Genomic DNA, 13,844 nt, shown 5'->3' on the forward strand with positions numbered 1-13,844 from the left:
ACCGGCGCCAAACGGCCCGGCCGGCGTCGACCCTTACCGGCGGAACCAGCAATGGAATCGAAAGGAACGCTCAAAGCCCCATCCGCTCAAGCCACAGCTTGGAGTTGTGGATCTCTTCTTCGGTGGGGAGGTATTCGGCGGATTCCCAGACCCTGTTGAAACCCTCCATGCCTGCTACGGCAACCACTTCGCGGACGAATTTGGCGCCATCGGTGTACTGGCGCATCTTGGCGTCGAGGCCCAGGAGGTTGCGGATGAACTTCTCCACCACACCGCGGTCCTTGCCGCGCTCGTTGAAGCGCTGGCGGATGGTCTTCACTGACGGAACGATGCTGGAATCAACGGCATCCATCACCACGTTTGCGTGCCCTTCGAGGAGGCTCATGACGGCCGTGATGTGGGAGAGCGACGCTTTCTCCTCGGGGTTCTGCAGGAGATCCAGGATGGCGCCGCGACCCGGCGCCTTCTCAGAGGGAGTGCGGTCCCGCAGCGACTTTGCCACCGCGCCGGCACGTTCCACCAAGGAGTCCATGTTGCCCAGGAGGTTGCCGCTGAGCTTCTCGATTTCGTCCAGCATGTGGTGCCGGAGCCACGGTGCGGCAGCGAACTGCACGCGGTGGGTTTGTTCGTGCAGGCAGACCCAGAGCCGGAAGTCGTCCGGGTGGACATTGAGTTCGCGTTCCACGGAGATGATGTTCGGCGCCACGAGCAGTAGCCGGCCGCCCGGCGGAACGTTGGAGTCAGGCGCCAGGGCAGCAAAAGGATCGTACTGGCCCAGGACCTTGCTGGACAGGAACGCCAGTACCGCGCCAAGCTGGGTGCCGGTGATGGCGCCACTGGCAGCAGCCGCAGCCGGGGTCATTCCCACACCGCTACGGCTTTCCAGCATCTTCTTCAGCGCGGGCTGGAGCATCACCGAGAAACTCTGCGTGTTGGCCTTCGACCAGGAGGCCCGGTCCACTACAAGGACGTGCGAATCGCGCAGGTCCCGCGCGGCATCCAGCCCAGTGATGTCATGAACGTGCGGGACGGAGATGTCTGCGTTGAAGCGCAGGTTCTCCACCGCCTTGCCAATCTCCCCGGCGCTGAGCTCAGGGCCGGGAGGGGCAAGCCGGGCAGCCGTAGAGGCGGCCAGGTCCCAGTTGATCAGGGACTGGGCCCCTGCTGACGAATCTTGGGCAGATGACACCATACGGTCCATCACACCACACGTAACCGACAGTGAACCCTTAAGTTCGCTCCACGCGGAGCATTCAGCCCCGGCAACCGCACGAGGCCAACACCGACGCCGAGCGGTCCATCGCCGCCTTGTTCCCGGCGGCACCCGGATCCAGGCCGTTGCCGATGAACGAGAACACCAGCAAACGTCCGTCAGCGTCCACCACGTAACCGCTCAAAGCGATCACCGTATTAAGCGTTCCCGTCTTGGCCCGGACCAACCCGGCGCCCTCCGCGGTAGAGGCGTCCACATACCTGTCGTCCAGGGTGCCGGTGAGCCCGGCCACCGGGAACCCGTCCAGCGCGGTGCGCAGAGCGAGGTCCGGTCCGCTGGTGATCGCCCGGACTACATCGGCAAACTGGCGGGCGCTGACCTGGTTCTCCAGTGCGAGGCCCGAAACGTCGGCCAACTGCATCGAATCCGTGGCGATTCCCAACTCCCCGAGCCTTTGCCGCACGGCCGCAGTGGCGCCGTCGTACGTGGCCTTTTGACCGGAAGCCAAGGCGGTCATCCGTCCCAGCGCCTCGGCGAGGAAGTTGTCCGAGGACTCCAGCATGAGGTCAACCTGGTCGCTGACCGTGGCCGACCCGGCAGCGGCCAACACCTTGGCGGGGAGGCCTTTGCCGCGTTCGACGCCGGGACTGACCGTGACGCCGGCAGCCGCCAACTGCTCCGCGAACGCCTGGGCGGTGGTGACGGCGGACTCCTGGGGCCGCGGGCCCGTCAAGACGTCCGGAGCGTAGCGGCCGGAGTTCAACGCGAGGGAGAACAGTGGTGCCGTCTCCCCGGCGGCGACGTCATCCAGGCTCCATGCGGGGTTGAGTGGCGCACCCGCGAACAGTGAGTCGTCCACCTGAACGGTAATCGGCCCTTTGATTCCAGCTTCAGTCAAGGAGGCCGCGGTGTCCGCAGCCAGGGAAGCCAACCCTGCACGGCCCATGACTGCACCGGGATCGGAAACGCCGGCACCCAGAAGCACGTCCCCTCCACCAGTCAGCACCACTGTGGAGGGGTTATCGGAAGCAAGCACTCGGGTGGTGAAGCGCGACTCGGGTCCGAGGGCCTTGAGGGCGGCGGCGGCGGTCAGCAGCTTCATGTTCGACGCCGGAATGCGGTTGGCGTTGGCATCGCGGTCAAAGAGGACCTGGCCGGTGGAGGCGTCCATGACGACGCCGGTGATGTTGCCTGCGCCGGCAGGTTTCAGCGTGGCGTCGAGGAGCCGCGTGACCTCGGCTGGCACGGGTATGGGGGCATCGGCGTCCAAGGGAAGCACAGCGCTGGCGTCGGACAACCGGTCAGGCTCTTGCTGCCACGCGGGACTGGAGGGTGAAGGCTTGGGCACGCTCAGCAGGCCCGGCACCATACCGACCACCACCACGGCACCAAGGCACAGCAGAACGGCGGCCAACAGCACTGGCCATTTCAAGCGCCCCCACGCCGCGGACAACCCCGAGCGGGCATCCCCGTTTTTAACGCCCTTCATGCAGTTGCTTGGTCCTGTCAGTCCTGAAATGTCCCCGCCGGTTCAAGAAACCCGGGCCTCTCGCTATATCCTCAATAGTAGTCGGCGGCACCGGCTGTACTTTTGCCTGCCGCCAGCCCCGGGCTGAGCAGCCTGCCTGAGGCACCGTCACCCGTGACGGCCGCTTCGGCGGAGCGACGCCCCACCCACACCCGTCAAGGAGCATTCCATGAAGCACGACGTGACCATCGAGATCCCCAAGGGATCGCGCGTCAAGTACGAAGTTGACCACGAAACCGGCCGTGTCCGCCTGGACCGCGTCCTGTTCACCTCCATGCAGTACCCCACGCACTACGGTTTCTTCGAGAACACCCTGGGCGAAGACGGCGACCCGCTGGACGCACTGGTGCTCCTGCAGGACTTCGACCTCCACCCGGGCGTCATCGTTGAATCCCGCCCCATCGGCGTTTTCAACATGACCGACGACGGCGGCGGAGATGCCAAGGTCCTCTGCGTCCCCGTTGACGCCCGCTTCGACCACATCCAGGAAGTCAGCGACGTCAGCGAATTCCTGATCAAGGAAATCGAGCACTTCTTCACGCGCTACAAGGACCTGGAGCCCGGCAAGTGGGTCAAGGCTGAAGGCTGGGGCGACCGCGCCGCTGCCGAAGCCGAGCTGGAAGCTTCCATCAAGCGCTACGTTCCGGCAGCACACTAAGGCTTTTGCTGTTCGCGTGGCGCTTTTGCGTCGCGCGCCTTGCGCCTGACGCCCGACGGCGGCTGGTACGGTTCACTGCGAACCGCACCAGCCGCCGTCGTACTTTAACGTCCTGATTTTGTGCACATGGGCATGTCTCCCCATCGCGGCAGCTTGCAGGTCCGCCTAGGCTGGGACGAGACTTTTCGACGCTTGTACACAGGGGGTTCCACATGGCTGGGTTCTACGGCGCAGACATCGCGCAGCTTCGCAGTCTGGCCGGCGTGATGGGCAAGGCTGCCGATGCCATCAATCTGGAGAGCTCGCAACTGTCCAACGCCATTAATTCGACGACGGCGTGGCAGGGCAGGGATGCCACTGTGTTCAAGGGCGATTGGAATTCACAGCACCGGCAGAGCCTGGTCAAGGCGGCCAACATGCTGCGCGAAAACGCGAGCCAGTTGAAGAAGCACGCCAACCAGCAGGAATTCGCCAGCCACAACGACGGCTCGGGGACTTCCGTGGGCGTCCTGAAGGATGTTTACGACACCGGAATGGGCGTCAAAGAACTCGGCGCGCAGCTCTGGACTGCCTATAAATACGGCAAGCTCGGCCACGCGGAATGGGTCAAGACACGCGAGGTACTCACGAACTGGCGTGCCGGCGGAACGGTGGTGCGCGATGCGTTGACCGCGCTGCGAAACGGCGAGAAGGTCACCGATGTCATCACCGACCTCAAAGCCAACATCCCTTACAGCCAGGCATTCCAGGATGCCAGCAAGTTCTCCAAGGGCCTCCGCATCGCCGGAGCGGTGGCAGCTCCGCTGAACATCGTGGGCGGCATCAGCGACATGATCAACCCGGAGCATGAGGGCTGGCGCGGTACCGGCGACCGCGTTGCAGGCGGACTGTCTGTGGTTGGTGGCGTTGGCAGCATCATGCTGATGACCGCAGGTGGCGCGGCCCTTCTGGGGCCGATTGGCGCCCCGATCGTCATTGGCGCGGGCCTTGTTGCCGGCGCGTGGGCCCTGGGCAACCTCGTGGCCGACAACTGGGATTCCATCAGCAACTTCGCGCGGAACCCAGGCAGTTACATTGCGGACGGCGCCAAGGAAGTGGCGGGCTTCGCCAAGGATGTAGGCAGTAAGGTGGCAGACGGGGTCAGTGACGCCGCCAAGTCAGTCGGAAACTTTGTCGGAGGGATATTCGGATGACCACCAGCACCATGAAATGGACCCAGCGGGACATCGAGGCCGCGGCCAAGGTCCTGGCTTCAGCCAGCGCCACTGGAGCAGCCCTGCCCACGTTGACCGACGAAGAAGTTGTGGCCCTGGACGGTGTCCAGCACGAGCAGCTGGTGGCCCTGCCTTGGTTCACCGCCCAGGATGCCAGCAAGGAACTGATGTGCGCCATCGCCTTGCGCGGACTGCTGGCCAAAGAACTCGTGTACCCGGTTGTCTTCGAAGGCGAAACCGAACCCTCCCGCCTGCACGCCACCGAAGAAATCACTGGAGCGCTCACTTTGCGCCGCAGTGGCAGCAGCGTTGTCTCGGTGGAGCGCACCGTCTCCACGGGCAAGCGCTGGCTCTACGGCTACCTTCACGATGAAGGTGTTCTTTTGGAGGAAGTGGACGAGGGCGGCCTGCACGGATTCACCGTGGTCACCCGCGATCAGCTGGTCCCGCGCCTGGCCGCTTTCGTCGATCCTGAAAAGGCTGCTGCCAAGGACACCGATCCTGCCCTCTACACGGAGGCCCAGTTCGAGGAACACGCCTCCACTGCGCTGGCCGATACCCAGGCCGCGAGCAATGTGGTGGCGTTCAACTCCGACACTAATGATTTCCCCACGGTCACCGTGTACACCGGCCCGTCCGGTGTCCACGTCCTGACCCCACAGGTGGCGGGCGAATCGGTTTCGTTCGAGCTGCAGGAGACTTCCGCGGCATCCCTGGCGCGCGTTCTGGGCGGACTGGCCGGCCTGGCCTGACGTTCCGCACCCAAGCCGCCTACCGCCGTCGAGCTGAAAGCCACTCATGAGCACTCCTAAATCCACAACCTCCACCGGTTTGGTCGACCCAGTCACCGGACGCGCTGTTCGCCGCCACACCGACACCGGCGCGTACTTCGTCAAGGCGTCGGGAAGCGCCCACTTCTGGGGTCGCGTCCTGGACGCGGTGGTGTTCCTGGTGGGCTACGTCATCCTGGCTGCGATCGCCGCAGTGGTGCGTGAGTCGATGATGACCAACGGATCCCTGCTGGGATACAAAGACGGTTTCTGGCTGACTCTCTACATTGTCCTGTGGTTCGTTGGACTGTTCGCCTACGGGATGATCTGGGGGACGGCGGGCAGCGTGGGTGACGCGGCTGCGGGCATGCGCTCCGTACGGATCAAGAACGGCACGACGGCGGGAGCCTGGTTGGGCGGCTGGCGTGCCATCTGCTGGTCCTTCTTCCCGTTCTTCGTGGTCATGGTCATTGCCTCAGCCCTCAGCGGCGGGGGCGGCGATACCTGGGACCCCAAGTTTGCCGCTGTTGATCGTCGATCCGGCGTGGCCCGGGGCCAGCAGCCCGTTCCGGACCCCAAGGCTGTTGCTGCTGAACAGGCCGCCGCGTCCGAGCAGGCGAGCCTGCCCAACCTCTACGGCCGCCGCCCGGATGCACGGCCGTAACTGGCTTGTTCGCCGCGTTGAGCGCAAGCTTGGGCCCGAGTTGGGGAAGCTCCGCCATGTAGCGTCTTCACGGCGTATCTTCTGGAAGGTCCTGATCCCCTGCTTGGCGGTGGGATTCATCTTTGGAACCATCGCCGAGTTCGTCAGCCCCATCCGCTCCACGCGGGAAGCCGGGCACTTCAACGATCCAGTCCTGTTCATCACCGCCAGTACCGTCACCGGCCTGGTGCTATGGTCAATGACCTTTCTGGGAAGCTTCCGGAAACTGCTGGTTTTCGATCTCGGGATCGTGGCCAAGTACTCGCAGAAACAGACCCTCTTGGTGATTCCATGGAGGGACATCGCGCCTGCGACCATCAAAGCCGTGACCACAGCCGACGGAACTGATCCGGACCGCCGCCTGGTTGCACGCCAGAAGGTTTCGCTGGGCGACGGCGGCCGGAATGCCGTGGTTTTCCAGGCCCGCGGCACCTTCTGGGTCTTCGCCTCGAACCAGGATCCCGCCCCATTGGTCCTCGCCATCCACGGGGCCATGAATGATGCAGGAATACCCGGCGCCGCACGGGCAGCGGCAGGTGCGCTGCCCGCCGTCGTACTTACCGGGCGAATGGCGCTCGACTGACCAGCTTGACTGAACAATGGGCAAAATGTGCCCTTGCAGACCGTCTACCAGCCGGTAGCATGTGATCCACTATGTTCACTCTCACCATCAACCAACGCGACAGCCGCCGCGACGGCGACCTTGTGCCGCAGCTGCTCAAGGACCTGCGGCACATTCCTGCGCGGCTCGACTTTGACCGCTCGGTTGAGGATGAAGTGCAGGGAATCGTCGAATCGGGCCACCAGGCCGTGGAGACTGCGTTAATCGCCCTGCGGTCCAGCCAGTGGTACGTAGGAATCGGCGTAGGACCCATCAATGAGCCGCTGCCCAACCTGGTGAAGGACGCGTCGGGCCACGGCCTGGTGTACGCGCGCCGGGCCGTCGACAGGCTGCGCAACGGCAAAGAGCGCATCCCCGTGGCCGTGGATGGGCCACTAACCGCGCTGGCTTCAGAAGCCGAGGCTGTGCTGCGGCTCCTTGGACACATCGTGCAACACCGCAGCGCCGCGGAATGGCGGGTATTGGACCTGCTCACGCCCGGCGTCCGCGGCCAGCAAAAGGCCGTGGCCCAGGAGCTGGGCATCACCACCCAGGCGGTCAGCAAGACCCTGGCCCGTGCCCAGTGGTCCGAGGAACACGCCGCCCGGCCGGCCGCAGCCCGGCTTCTGCAGCTGATCCTGGAAGTGCGCTGAGGGGTTCAGCACCGGCAGGGCCATGGCCGCGTTAGCATGGGTCCCACCACGTCTGACCGCGTCCAGCCGCGTCTACCGTGCCTGACCAGGAGGACCTATGCCGTACACCGTTGACTTCGAGAATGTCTCTACAGTCGGTTTGGAATCGTCGCCTGTGGCCGAGGCTGCCGCAGGATTGCGCGCCAACGAAGCCCGGTACTTCCGCAACAAGTACAAGCACGTTTTCACCGTGAGCCCCGCACAAGAGGTTCCGGCAGTGGTGGAGCGGGTGAGCCGCATCCTCCGGGAAGAACGCGACATTGTCATTGAATCCCGTCCCCTGGAAGCCACTGCCTTCCAGGTTGAGGACCTGCACATGGCTTACGTGTTCTACGAATCAGGGCTGTCCATCAACGTGATGTACAGCCTCGAGGACGGGAAAAGGGCCGTGGGATTCAAGCTGGCCGATGGGATGGACATCCCCGCCGAGTTGGAAGCAAAGTTCAAGTTCGCCCGGCAGAAATCGAAACTTGCGGGCGTTATCCGTGGTTCCTATTTCGTGATCAAGGGCGAGTACCCGCCGGCTCCCACCCAACCGCAGGGTTAACCCAACCGAGTCGCAGTTAACGCCATTTCTTTAGGGCTCAAAACGGCATCTTCTGCGACTCAGTTGGGTCAGCGGGGCACCTTACTGGTTACTGATGTTGTCCTTGGCTGTGCCGGCGCGGTCCTGGACATCAGCTGCGGCTGCCTGGCCCTCGTCCTTGACGTTGGCGGCGGCTTCCGTGGCGCTGTCCTTAACGTTCTGCATGGCGTCCTGGGCAGGCTCGCGCAGGTGCTCGGCGACTTCCTGGGCCGCGTGGCTCAGCTCATCAGTCAGCGGCTGGGCTGCTTCCTTGACAGCCTGGGCAGCTTCGCGCTCCTTCTCCGACGCCGGGAACAGCGAGGACACCAGCAAGCCGGCGCCGAACGCGATCAGGCCGGCGGCGATCGGGCTGCCCTGGGCCTTCCGGGTGATTGCCTGCGGCGCGTCACCCAGGTCAGAGACGGCGCCGGATACGTTGCTGGCTACGTCGGAGACAGCGCCCCCGGCCCGGTGCGCAGCGTTGCCTGCAGCATCACTGACGTCGTCGCGGGCGCCGAACACAGCGGTCTTGATCTTGTCCACCCTGCGATTGACGATGTGCGACGGGGTCACTTTGTCAGCCACGGCATCAACGTTGGTACTGAGCCGCCGGCGAGTTTCTTCGATATCGGCGCGCAGGGCGTCGGGGTTCTGCGTCATCGTGTCTCCTCAGTGTTCGGTTTCAAAGCGGGTGGTATTTTTTTGACCGTCTCAGCGGTCTGGGGCATGCCCTTGATGGCGTTAAGTTCCTTGCGGCCCTTGGCAGCCAAAACTGCTGCAACGATGCCCCAGATGACCGCGACAATTAGGGCTGACCATCCCAGGCCAACAAGCTGACCCAACGCCCACCAAAGGGCGATGGACAGGAACAGCACGGTGATGTGGCCGGCGTATGCAGCTCCGCCCAGCATCCCCGCACCCTTGCCGGCCTTGGTGGCGGACTCCTTCAGTTCCGCCTTGGCCAGCTCCACTTCCTGGCGCATCAACGTGGAAACGTCGCGCGTCAGGTCGCCCAGGAGCTCACCAAGGGGAAGAGTCTCCGCCTTTACGTGGGCTTCCGTGGGAGGCAGGTCGGCGGGACTGCTCATCGGGGTCCTCCGTACTGTGGGTCATCGGGATCCAGCTGTCCGGCGAGAGGATCGCCCTGGGCCTTTACTCCGCCGGCGTCCGCCTCCGGGTAAGGGAGCGTGGATCCGTCGAAGCCGCCAGTCGTGCCGGCGTCGTATCCGGTAGTGGTGGCTGAACCGTATCCGGCGGTGGTAGCCGTCGGCCCGGGCAGGTCCACTGCCGGAGGAGTCACCGCGCCGCCCTGCGACGGGTAATAAACGGCGCGAGGCGTCTCAGTGGTGGTTGCTGGAGTGCCGCTCGCGGACGCCGAATCGGAGGCGTTGCCGGCCATTCCCCGGCCGAGACGTCCTGCGAGGACACCGGCACCGGCAGCCAGCAGCAGGAAAGTCCCGGGCTTGCGGCGCGCGAAGCCCTTGACTTCATCCAGCAGCGAGCCGGGATCCCGGCCTTCCAACCACTGGGCAACGGAGGAGGAACGCTGGGCCGCCTGCTGGACCAGGTCCGTAGCCACGCCACCGTTTTCACTTGAGTTGGCCATGGTGGAGAGTTCGTCGGAAATGGACCGCAGTCCTTCGGCAACACGCTGCTGCTGTGCTTGGGCCTGATCGGTCAGCTCACCCTTGGTCTGCGTGAGCAGTTGGCGGGCATTCACCTTGACCTCGTGGGCCACATGCCCGGCTTCGGTCTTGGCGGTGTCTACGACCCCTCCAGCGGCGTCACCTACGGCACTGGCCACGCCTGCGGCCTCCTCCTTGGCCGTATCCACCTTGCCGGAACCGGCGGAACCGGTTCCCGAACCTGTGGGGGTTCCGCTGATGCCAGTGGTTCCTGCAGTCTGGGCCCCGACATCGGCCGAGTCCAAGTAATTTCCCGTGAACGGTTCGGTGCCTGCATGGGCACCGGTGGTTGGCGCCGCGAAGCTTCCGTCCTGCGGCGATTTGCTCTCAGTCATTATCGCTCTCTTTCCACAGTTGGCAGGCTGCGGACAGCAGCCGGGATAGTAAGTATCGTTACTATCAAAAGGTGTGTACCCGCTTGCGGCGGTTCCAATCACAACCACAGAGGAAATTGATGCTTCGCTCACGTTCAACACTTTCGGCTCGACAGGTGACGCCATACCTGCGAACGTGGGCTTGATGAGCCAACTGCCAAGCAGGCGGCGGCTGATCCCCGCGCTTCGAAAAACCGTTACACGCCACCGCCTCCTCTTCGCGGCCAAAACAGCCGTTGCAGCCGGGCTCGCCTGGTACCTCGCACCTTTCATGCCAGGCCCCGCCGCCGCGTATCCGTACTATGCCCCGCTGGGCGCCTTGGTGAGCATGCATCCCACCGTGGCGGACTCCGCCAAGCATGGCCTCCAAAGCCTGGCAGGGTTGGTGCTGGGTATCGGCATGGCCTTCGCCATCACAACGGTCGCCGCGCCCACCGCCTTTGCTGTTGCCCTGGTGGTGGGACTCGGCGTTCTCATTGGCGGTCTTCCACGGCTGGGAACTGCGTCCGAATGGATTCCCATGGCGGCATTGTTCGTGCTGGTGCTGGGCGACTCCAACGCCGAAGGTTTCTCCTTCGCCTACGTGCTCCAGATGGGGTTGGGGGTTGCTGTTGGCTTCGCCGTGAACTGGCTCGTGTTTCCACCCCTGCACCTTGACGACATTGACCCCGCCATCGCCGGCCACCAGGGAGCTTTGTCCCGGCAGCTCAAGGACATGGCGAAGGCAATGCAGGAGTCGTGGCCACCCAACCACGAGGCCTGGGCCACCCGAAGCGACGATCTCTCGCTCACCGCCGCGGCCGTTCGGACTGCCGTGCACCAGGCAGAACTGAGCGCCAAAGCGAACCCCAGGTCCCGCCGTCGGGCAACCCGGCTCCCCGGCGACCTCAGCGGCCTGCGGACTCTGGAACGCCTCACATTCCATGTCCAGGACATCACCGATGTCCTTGCCAGCGCCATCTGGGAAGAAGGTGCAGGGACGGTCATCCCCGACTCAGTAGTGGGAAACCTGGCTGATTCCTTGGAAGCCGCGGCGGCCGTGATCGACCACTGGCGGGACGCCGAGTCCGGCGAGCTCGCCAGCCGCCTTGCTGCAGCGAAGGACAGCATCTCGGCCCTCAGTGATGCTGTGGCCGAGGCCGCCGCCCATCAATCACCTGTCAACGCACCGGCATCCGTCGCCATGAGCCTCCGCCGGATCCTTACCGTGGTGTTGACGTCCGAATAAGGGGTTGGCGCGGTTGGAGCGGCGGCGATGTTTTCCGGCCCTTTCCTGCGCCGATCCCGTCCAGCATTTCCGCCAGTGATTCCAGTGATGAATGCTGTGGCGACCAGCCCAGGAGGCGATGTGCCCGGGACGTGTCCATGATGGGCGAATTGGCAGCCATGTCCACCCACCCGCCGTCCGTCACCTGCAGTCGGAGGCGCCAACTGACCTCGACGACGGCGCGAAGCACCGGAAGCGGAAACGGCAGCAACCGCCGGGCGTTGAAAATCCACGCCAAGGCGTTGGGGTCGATCACGGGCTCAGCGGCGATGTTAAAGGCACCTTCCGCCTTTCGCTCCAGTGCCCGCCAATAGGCGTCCGCGACATCGGCTGCGTGCACGGCCTGGAACACCAATTCATTGGGAAGGGCCAGCAGCGGCAGCCACGGCCTGCGGGGAACCAAACGGGGTAAGAACCGGCCCAGAAAGTATCGTCCAACCTCGCTGCCGGCCCCCGCACTGAACGTCAGTGCAGGACGAAGACGTGCCACCACGATGTCCGGATTCTCCTTCGCGAAGCTGTCCAGGATCCGCTCCTGGGCGGCCTTATCAGCACTGTAGTGGGACGTGTGGATCCCAGCTGCAGGCCACCCCTCCTTGGTCCGCTGGTCCTTCGGTGCCGGCGCGTAGGCTCCCACGGAAGACGCGCACACAATGTGCCCTACTCCGGCTTTCCGGGCGGCGGCCAGCACATGGGCCGTCCCTGCGACGTTGGTCCTGCGAAGCAGCTCGCGGTTATGGTTGGGCTGGATGAGCCAGGCCAGATGCACCACTGCGTCCGCTCCGGCCATGGCCTCCTCCAAAGCTGGTTGGTCCTCGCGGGCGCCGATATCCACGGCGTGCCATTCCACACCGTGGTACGGCGCAGCGTCCTGATCCGGTTCGCGACGGACGACGCCTACGAGCTCCAGGTCAGCGCCTTCCCCGGACCGGGCCGCCTGAAGCCGTTTCAAGACTTCGGTACCCACATGGCCGGTGGCGCCTGTGACGACGATTCGCATCGAATTCTCCCTAAATTTCCGGAGTCTTGCCCGTGGAGCGGATGCGTTCCAGCACCGCACTCGTGGAGTGTTCAGGCACGTAATCCAGGATGGCCACTGTGCCGCCATAACGCTCTACGGCCTCGGTTTCCTGGAGCATCTCCGGCGTGTAGTCGCCGCCCTTGGCATAGACGTCCGGACGCAGGAGTTCGATGAGGGGGATGGGCGTGGGCGTATCAAAAACGGTGACATGGTCCACGCAGCTCAGGGCAGCAATCACCGCCGCACGATCAGCCTCGTGGTTCACCGGCCGCTCCGGTCCTTTGAGCTGCCGAACCGAAGAATCACTGTTCAAGGCCACCACCAGGACGTCGCCCAGTTGCTTGGCCTGGTTGAGGTACCGGGTGTGGCCGCGGTGCAGGACATCGAAGCATCCGTTGGTCAGGACGATCCTCCTGCCCTCCCGACGATGTTCTTCGACATGCTCGGCCAACTCGGTGGCCGTTACGGCTGTATCCGCAAAACCGCGGAGATGCTTTGCCAGTTCCTCGGTGGTGCAGACCGACGTGCCGGGCCGGTGGACCACCACATCCGCTGCCGCTTGGGCCAAGTCAACGCTGGTGGTCAACGGCAGGCCAACACTTCGTGCAAGGGTAAGGGCGGCCACAAAAGTATCGCCGGCACCGGAGGCCTGCTTCTCCGCTTCGGGACGGGCCCAGGTTCTGTGGGTAACCGCTTGGAGGGAGTCAGCGTTACGTCGGATCGCCAAGGTTCCCTCACGGTCCAGGGTCACCACCACGGCAGCCGCACCTGAGGCGCGAAGCAGCTGGTCTGCGTGGGCTTCCACGAACGGGCATCGGGCGGCGCCCCCGGGAAACCCCATGGCCAGCAGACCCGCGGCTTCCTGCGCATTCGGCGTGGCCAGATCAGGTTTGAGTTCAGCCCAGCGTCCGGGATAGTGCGCGTCTACCACCACCAGGGTGCCCTTCCGGGCATCACTGGACTTCAGCGGATCTGCGCCGTCATTCCGGGGACCCAAATGCTCGAGGATGGTGTTGCGCACCGGACCTTCCAACGCGCCGGCTCCGTAGTCGCACAGCACCACGGCTGCCGACCCGTGAATCGCTGCGGGAACGCCGGCGGCCATCCTTTCGAGGCCCGTGGGAGGTAGCTCGGTGGCTGCGTCGTCAAGGCGCAGCATGACTTGTCCCCCGCTGCTGACGCGGAACTTGGTAGTGGTGATCATCCCGGCCTGCGACACCACGCCCGACACATCCACCCCTCCGGACTGGAGATGTTCAAGGAGCGTGCTGCCCGCCGAATCCTCTCCGACCAGGGAAACGAAACGAACCTCGGCCCCCATTGCAGCGAGGTTCATCGCCGTGTTGGCAGCGCCTCCCGGAGCGAAATCACGGCGCCGGACCTGGACTACCGGGGCTGGGGCTTCGCGGCAGAAGCGCTCAATGGTTCCATCCCACCAGCCGTCCAGGATGGAATCGCCGATGACCGTCACAACAGGGCGTTCCTCGGCCAAGCGGCCCGGCAACCAGTCAGCCAGGCCCTCCTGATTGGATAGGCGTGCCATGGGGTACCTT

Annotated in this window: 15 protein-coding genes; 8 read left to right on the top strand and 7 right to left on the bottom strand. The window is 64.4% G+C overall.

Going from position 1 to position 13,844, the window contains the following annotated elements; translation table 11 throughout:
* Positions 1-70 precede the first annotated feature (70 nt).
* A complete protein-coding gene (locus N7568_RS21915; RefSeq protein ID WP_261611869.1) occupies positions 71-1,192 on the bottom strand; it encodes a zinc-dependent metalloprotease in 1,122 nt (373 codons plus the stop codon).
* Between the two features lie 61 nt (positions 1,193-1,253).
* A complete protein-coding gene (gene dacB / locus N7568_RS21920; protein ID WP_261611870.1) occupies positions 1,254-2,702 on the bottom strand; it encodes a D-alanyl-D-alanine carboxypeptidase/D-alanyl-D-alanine endopeptidase in 1,449 nt (482 codons plus the stop codon).
* 208 nt (positions 2,703-2,910) lie between these two features.
* On the opposite strand from dacB, the gene N7568_RS21925 reads away from it, so the two are divergent.
* The 7 genes from N7568_RS21925 (at position 2,911) to N7568_RS21955 (ending at position 7,926) form a co-directional block, all read left to right on the top strand.
* Positions 2,911-3,399: an inorganic diphosphatase gene (locus N7568_RS21925; RefSeq protein WP_024818962.1), complete on the top strand. Its 489-nt coding sequence runs from the start codon at positions 2,911-2,913 to the stop codon at positions 3,397-3,399.
* Positions 3,400-3,611: 212 nt separating this feature from the next.
* Positions 3,612-4,592 carry a hypothetical protein gene (locus N7568_RS21930; protein ID WP_261611871.1) on the top strand — a complete coding sequence of 327 codons (981 nt, stop codon included), beginning with the start codon at positions 3,612-3,614 and terminating at the stop codon, positions 4,590-4,592.
* Entirely contained in the window at positions 4,589-5,365 is a 777-nt protein-coding gene (locus N7568_RS21935; protein ID WP_261611872.1) for a hypothetical protein, read from the top strand. Before N7568_RS21930 ends, N7568_RS21935 begins: the two co-directional genes overlap by 4 nt.
* Positions 5,366-5,411: 46 nt before the next feature.
* Positions 5,412-6,047, top strand: coding sequence for a hypothetical protein (locus N7568_RS21940; RefSeq protein ID WP_261611873.1), 636 nt, complete (start codon positions 5,412-5,414; stop codon positions 6,045-6,047).
* On the top strand, positions 6,034-6,669 hold the full coding sequence (locus N7568_RS21945; RefSeq protein WP_261611874.1) for a hypothetical protein: 636 nt from the start codon (positions 6,034-6,036) through the stop codon (positions 6,667-6,669). The genes N7568_RS21940 and N7568_RS21945 overlap by 14 nt, the downstream gene beginning before the upstream one ends.
* Before the next feature lie 71 nt (positions 6,670-6,740).
* Entirely contained in the window at positions 6,741-7,340 is a 600-nt protein-coding gene (locus tag N7568_RS21950) for a hypothetical protein (RefSeq protein WP_261611875.1), read from the top strand.
* A gap of 97 nt (positions 7,341-7,437) precedes the next feature.
* The gene (locus N7568_RS21955; RefSeq protein ID WP_261611876.1) at positions 7,438-7,926 is read left to right on the top strand and encodes a phage tail protein; all 489 of its coding nucleotides are present in this window, start codon (positions 7,438-7,440) and stop codon (positions 7,924-7,926) included.
* A gap of 81 nt (positions 7,927-8,007) precedes the next feature.
* Here the strand turns inward: N7568_RS21955 and N7568_RS21960 are convergent, their stop codons facing one another.
* From N7568_RS21960 to N7568_RS21970, 3 genes are read right to left on the bottom strand one after another with little or no spacing between them, the layout of a single operon-like run.
* The gene (locus tag N7568_RS21960; RefSeq protein ID WP_261611877.1) at positions 8,008-8,604 is read right to left on the bottom strand and encodes a DUF3618 domain-containing protein; all 597 of its coding nucleotides are present in this window, start codon (positions 8,602-8,604) and stop codon (positions 8,008-8,010) included.
* The gene (locus N7568_RS21965) at positions 8,601-9,032 is read right to left on the bottom strand and encodes a phage holin family protein (RefSeq protein ID WP_261611878.1); all 432 of its coding nucleotides are present in this window, start codon (positions 9,030-9,032) and stop codon (positions 8,601-8,603) included. The genes N7568_RS21960 and N7568_RS21965 overlap by 4 nt, the downstream gene beginning before the upstream one ends.
* Positions 9,029-9,964 carry a hypothetical protein gene (locus tag N7568_RS21970; protein ID WP_261611879.1) on the bottom strand — a complete coding sequence of 312 codons (936 nt, stop codon included), beginning with the start codon at positions 9,962-9,964 and terminating at the stop codon, positions 9,029-9,031. The genes N7568_RS21965 and N7568_RS21970 overlap by 4 nt, the downstream gene beginning before the upstream one ends.
* A gap of 184 nt (positions 9,965-10,148) precedes the next feature.
* Here N7568_RS21970 and N7568_RS21975 point away from each other — a divergent pair, with 184 nt between their 5' ends.
* Complete coding sequence (locus tag N7568_RS21975; RefSeq protein WP_261611880.1) at positions 10,149-11,231, top strand: FUSC family protein; 1,083 nt, start codon at positions 10,149-10,151, stop codon at positions 11,229-11,231.
* On the opposite strand, the gene N7568_RS21980 is transcribed toward N7568_RS21975, so the two are convergent.
* Both N7568_RS21980 and rfaE2 read right to left on the bottom strand, forming a co-directional pair.
* Positions 11,206-12,270, bottom strand: coding sequence for an NAD-dependent epimerase/dehydratase family protein (locus N7568_RS21980; RefSeq protein WP_261611881.1), 1,065 nt, complete (start codon positions 12,268-12,270; stop codon positions 11,206-11,208). The two genes, N7568_RS21975 and N7568_RS21980, sit on opposite strands and share 26 nt — an antisense overlap.
* Before the next feature lie 10 nt (positions 12,271-12,280).
* Positions 12,281-13,834 carry a D-glycero-beta-D-manno-heptose 1-phosphate adenylyltransferase gene (gene rfaE2, locus N7568_RS21985; protein ID WP_261611882.1) on the bottom strand — a complete coding sequence of 518 codons (1,554 nt, stop codon included), beginning with the start codon at positions 13,832-13,834 and terminating at the stop codon, positions 12,281-12,283.
* Positions 13,835-13,844: the final 10 nt, after the last annotated feature.

The sequence above is a fragment of the Paenarthrobacter aurescens genome, assembly GCF_025421775.1.
Classification (GTDB): Bacteria; Actinomycetota; Actinomycetes; order Actinomycetales; family Micrococcaceae; genus Arthrobacter; species Arthrobacter aurescens_B.

Coding starts and splice junctions, on each gene's coding strand:
- N7568_RS21940 (WP_261611873.1), top strand. CDS start 5,412: ATGAGCACTCCTAAATCCACAACCTCCACCGGTTTGGTCGACCCAGTC.
- dacB (WP_261611870.1), bottom strand. CDS start 2,702: ATGAAGGGCGTTAAAAACGGGGATGCCCGCTCGGGGTTGTCCGCGGCG.
- N7568_RS21925 (WP_024818962.1), top strand. CDS start 2,911: ATGAAGCACGACGTGACCATCGAGATCCCCAAGGGATCGCGCGTCAAG.
- N7568_RS21945 (WP_261611874.1), top strand. CDS start 6,034: ATGCACGGCCGTAACTGGCTTGTTCGCCGCGTTGAGCGCAAGCTTGGG.
- N7568_RS21965 (WP_261611878.1), bottom strand. CDS start 9,032: ATGAGCAGTCCCGCCGACCTGCCTCCCACGGAAGCCCACGTAAAGGCG.
- N7568_RS21970 (WP_261611879.1), bottom strand. CDS start 9,964: ATGACTGAGAGCAAATCGCCGCAGGACGGAAGCTTCGCGGCGCCAACC.
- N7568_RS21930 (WP_261611871.1), top strand. CDS start 3,612: ATGGCTGGGTTCTACGGCGCAGACATCGCGCAGCTTCGCAGTCTGGCC.
- N7568_RS21975 (WP_261611880.1), top strand. CDS start 10,149: ATGAGCCAACTGCCAAGCAGGCGGCGGCTGATCCCCGCGCTTCGAAAA.
- N7568_RS21960 (WP_261611877.1), bottom strand. CDS start 8,604: ATGACGCAGAACCCCGACGCCCTGCGCGCCGATATCGAAGAAACTCGC.
- rfaE2 (WP_261611882.1), bottom strand. CDS start 13,834: ATGGCACGCCTATCCAATCAGGAGGGCCTGGCTGACTGGTTGCCGGGC.
- N7568_RS21980 (WP_261611881.1), bottom strand. CDS start 12,270: ATGCGAATCGTCGTCACAGGCGCCACCGGCCATGTGGGTACCGAAGTC.
- N7568_RS21950 (WP_261611875.1), top strand. CDS start 6,741: ATGTTCACTCTCACCATCAACCAACGCGACAGCCGCCGCGACGGCGAC.
- N7568_RS21935 (WP_261611872.1), top strand. CDS start 4,589: ATGACCACCAGCACCATGAAATGGACCCAGCGGGACATCGAGGCCGCG.
- N7568_RS21915 (WP_261611869.1), bottom strand. CDS start 1,192: ATGGTGTCATCTGCCCAAGATTCGTCAGCAGGGGCCCAGTCCCTGATC.
- N7568_RS21955 (WP_261611876.1), top strand. CDS start 7,438: ATGCCGTACACCGTTGACTTCGAGAATGTCTCTACAGTCGGTTTGGAA.